General features: G+C 68.3%; 3 protein-coding genes and 1 tRNA gene. 2 read left to right on the top strand and 2 right to left on the bottom strand.

Translation table 11 applies throughout. The features are described from left to right. Positions 1 to 162: 162 nt before the first annotated feature. Positions 163 to 235: transfer RNA gene (locus Q8R27_RS11045), tRNA-Thr, on the bottom strand. A gap of 142 nt (positions 236 to 377) precedes the next feature. After that, positions 378 to 1,160, bottom strand: coding sequence for an SDR family oxidoreductase (locus Q8R27_RS11040; protein ID WP_305699072.1), 783 nt, complete (start codon positions 1,158 to 1,160; stop codon positions 378 to 380). 353 nt (positions 1,161 to 1,513) lie between these two features. Between Q8R27_RS11040 and Q8R27_RS11035 the strand changes: the two genes are divergently transcribed. Together Q8R27_RS11035 and Q8R27_RS11030 are read left to right on the top strand one after the other, a co-directional pair. After that, positions 1,514 to 2,344 (top strand): transglutaminase family protein, encoded by an 831-nt coding sequence (locus tag Q8R27_RS11035; protein ID WP_305699071.1) that lies wholly within the window; start codon positions 1,514 to 1,516, stop codon positions 2,342 to 2,344. A 114-nt stretch (positions 2,345 to 2,458) separates the two neighbouring features. Beyond that, the coding region (locus tag Q8R27_RS11030) for a methionine--tRNA ligase (protein ID WP_305699070.1) at positions 2,459 to 3,574 on the top strand (1,116 nt) is incomplete at its 3' end.

Here is a 3,574-nt window from a genome sequence, read left to right as displayed (position 1 = left end):
AACGCCGGCAGCCGATAACTGTGCGCGTCCAGCTGCGCCTGATTGCTGGCGGTCGGCGGCGCGCCGGAGTCGGTGGCGGGCAGCGTCTTGGCGGAAGGTTCTTCCGAGGCAGGTCTGTCGCTCATCCGTCGTCCTGCTCGCCCGGCTTGCGGGGAAGACCGGCGCCGGCTGCAGGACTCGAACCCGCGACCTTCGCTTTACAAAAGCGCTGCTCTACCAACTGAGCTAAGCCGGCCTCATGGAATGCGTTGCGTCGCTCGCCGCCTGCGGCAGGTGAACGCGCGCCGAATCTGGTCCTCCTTAGCCGTTCCGCCGCGCCCGCGGCAACCGCTTCGCTGTTGCCTCCCTAGATATCGCACCCGTGCGTCCCAGCGGCGCTAAAACCGCTGCGCGCCGTCCAGCCTCACGGTCGTGCCATTCATGAAGTCGTTCTCGACGATGTGGGCGGCCAGCATGGCGTACTCGTCCGGATCGCCCATCCGCCGCGGATTCGGCACCATCGGTCCCCACTTGGCCTGCGCCTCCTCGTCGGTCATGCGAGCCGAGTAGGCGAGGGTAAGGAAGGTCCCTGGTGCGATAGCCACGGCGCGGATGCCCAGCGGCGCCAGGTCCCGGGCGATGGTCAGGGTCATGCCGATGATGCCGCCCTTGGCCGCGGAATAGGCGGCTTGCCCCGGCTGGCCCTCGTAGCCGGCGATGGAGGCGGTGTTGATCACTACGCCACGCTGGTTCGACGCCAGCGGTGCGTTCTTGGCCATGGCTTCAGCTGCATGGCTGGTCACAGCGAAGGCGCTGTTCAGATAAACGTTCACGGTGTGCACAAAAGCCGAGAGCGGCAGGCGCACGCCCTCGCGGTTGACCACCCGCGCCGGACCCGCCGTACCGGGCGCCGGCGGCCCGCCATGCACGACCACCGCGGCGCGCAGCGGAGCCATGTCCACCGCCGTCGCGATCGCTTGGGCGATCGAGGCCTCGTCCATGACATCGGTCCGCACATAGACGCAGCCGCCGCCGACCTCCTTCGCCAGCGCCTGACCGCGTTCGTCCGACACGTCGGCGATGACCACGCGTGCGCCTTGGGCCGCGAGTTTGCGCACCGTGGCGCTCCCGAACCCACCGGCGCCGCCCGTCACGATCGCCGAAGCGTTGGTCAAGTCCATGAATCGTCTCCCTTATCGCCCGAGTACTCACCGTCTTGGAGATGCGGTGCGGTCATCATTCAGGCTTGCCTGTCGGCGCTGGCGTTTCCTCGCCCGGCGCATCATGCGCCCGGCCGCTTTCAGCACAAGCGCCCGCGGCGCCGGTCGGACCTGCCGCGCCCCGAGGCGCCGCGGCGCGTTCGAGCTCGCGCGTATGAGCAATCGTTGGGCGTGCGGGCGATTTTGACAGACTGCAGGCCGCGGCACGGCGAGCGATCTCGCCGCGACCTTGTATCTCGGGGGTGTCCGGGCCATTTGCGGTCACCCACAGGCGCTCGCGTCCGCGCCGTTCGGCTGGGCGCCGGAGAACCAGGATGCGCATCCATACCGGCTTCGAGATCGCGTTCGACTGCGCCTCGCCGACGCTGATGCTGCTGTGCCTGAGCGTGCATCCCTCCCGCCGCGACGAGCTGGAAACCCCCGACGTCCTGCTGACCAGCCCCTATGTGCCGGTGCGCCAGTACATCGACGGCTTCGGCAACATCTGCAGCCGGGTGGTGGCGCCGGCGGGCCGCTTCGTGCTCTCCGCCGACTTCATAATCCGCGATTCCGGCCTGGTCGACGACTACGCGCCGGGCGCCGTGCAGGGCCCGACTGAGGATCTGCCGGACGCGGCCTTAGTGTTCCTGCTGGGCAGCCGCTACTGCGAGACCGACCAGCTCAGCAACATCGCCTGGTCGCTGTTCGGCGGCACGCAGCCCGGCTGGGCGCGCGTCCAGGCGATCACCGACTTCGTCCACAACCACATCGTCTTCGACTATGAGCACGCCCGCCCGACCCGCAGCGCCTACCAGGCCTATGTGGAGCGCCAAGGCGTCTGTCGGGACTACGCCCACCTGGCTGTCGCCTTCTGCCGCTGCATGAACATCCCGGCGCGCTATTGCACCGGCTACCTCGGCGATATCGGCGTGCCGGTGGTGGGCGAGATGGACTTCAGCGCGTGGTTCGAGGTGTTTCTCGGCGACCGCTGGTACACCTTCGATGCGCGCAACAACCAGCCGCGCATCGGCCGCGTTCTGATCGCCCGCGGCCGCGACGCCACCGATGTCGCGATCTCCAACGCTTTCGGCGAAGCCACGCTGGCCGGCTTCAAGGTGATCAGCGTCGAGGCGTCCGCGCCCGCCGGCCTCGCGCTCAGCCGCTAGCGACCGACGTCGCTGATCTGCAAGAAAGGCTGGGCCTGTCCCACGCTGACGCTTTGGCGAACGCGCGGCGGCGCCATATAAGCGCCGCTTCCTGTGAAAGGCCCGACGTCCGCCATGTCCCGCATCCTGATCACCTCGGCCTTGCCCTACATCAATGGGATCAAGCATCTGGGGACGCTCGCGGGCTCGATGCTGCCGGCGGATGTCTATGCGCGCTTCCAGCGGGCGAGAGGCCGCGAGACCCTCTACATCTGCGCCACCGACGAACACGGCACGCCGACCGAACTCGCCGCCGCCGAGGCCGGCCAGGATCCGGCCACCTTCTGCGCCGAGCAGCACCGCGTGCAGCACGATCTCGGCCGCCGCTTCGGCTTGTCATGGGACTTCTTCGGCCGCTCGTCCTCGCCCCAGAACCACCGGCTCACCCAGCGTTTCGCCCAAACGCTTTGGGAGGCCGGTTTCATCGAGGAGCGCGTCACCCAACAGGTCTACTCCAACGCCGACCGCCGCTTCCTGCCCGACCGCTATGTGATCGGCACCTGCCCGCACTGCGCCTATCCGCAGGCGCGCGGCGACCAGTGCGAGAACTGCACCCGCGTGCTGGACCCAGCCGACCTGATCCGCCCACGCTCGGCGATCTCAGGCTCGGAGGACATCGAGATCCGCGATTCCAAGCACCTGTTCCTCCGCCAGAGCCTGTTCTCCGAGAAGCTGCGCGCCTGGATCGGCGAGAAGCGCGGGGAGTGGCCGTTGTTGGTGACCTCGATCGCGCTCAAGTGGCTGGACGAGGGCCTGCAGGATCGCGGCGTCACCCGTGACCTGGAGTGGGGCGTGCCAGTCAACGCGTGGGAATGGGGCCCCAATCCGCAAGGCGCGCTGCCTGACATCGAGGGCCTGGCGGGCAAGGTGTTCTACGTCTGGTTCGACGCCCCGATCGAGTACATCGGCGCAACCTGGGAATGGGCCGACGGCCGCGCCGCCGAGGCTGGCGAAAGCCCCGCGCCGGATGCGGCGTGGGAGCGCTGGTGGCGCGCGCCCGCGGCCGATGACGTGAGCTACGTGGAGTTCATGGGCAAGGACAACGTACCGTTCCACACGGTCGGCTTCCCCTGCACCCTGATCGGCATGAACGAAAGCCGCGGCGACGACGGCGTCTGGTCGGCCGCGAGCGCCACGCCCTGGAAGCTTGTCGACCAGCTCAAGGGCTTCAACTGGCTCGACTATTACGGC

Source organism: Phenylobacterium sp., from assembly GCF_030697305.1.
Lineage (GTDB): Bacteria > Pseudomonadota > Alphaproteobacteria > Caulobacterales > Caulobacteraceae > Phenylobacterium.
This window is presented reverse-complemented; position numbering and strand designations above follow the sequence as displayed.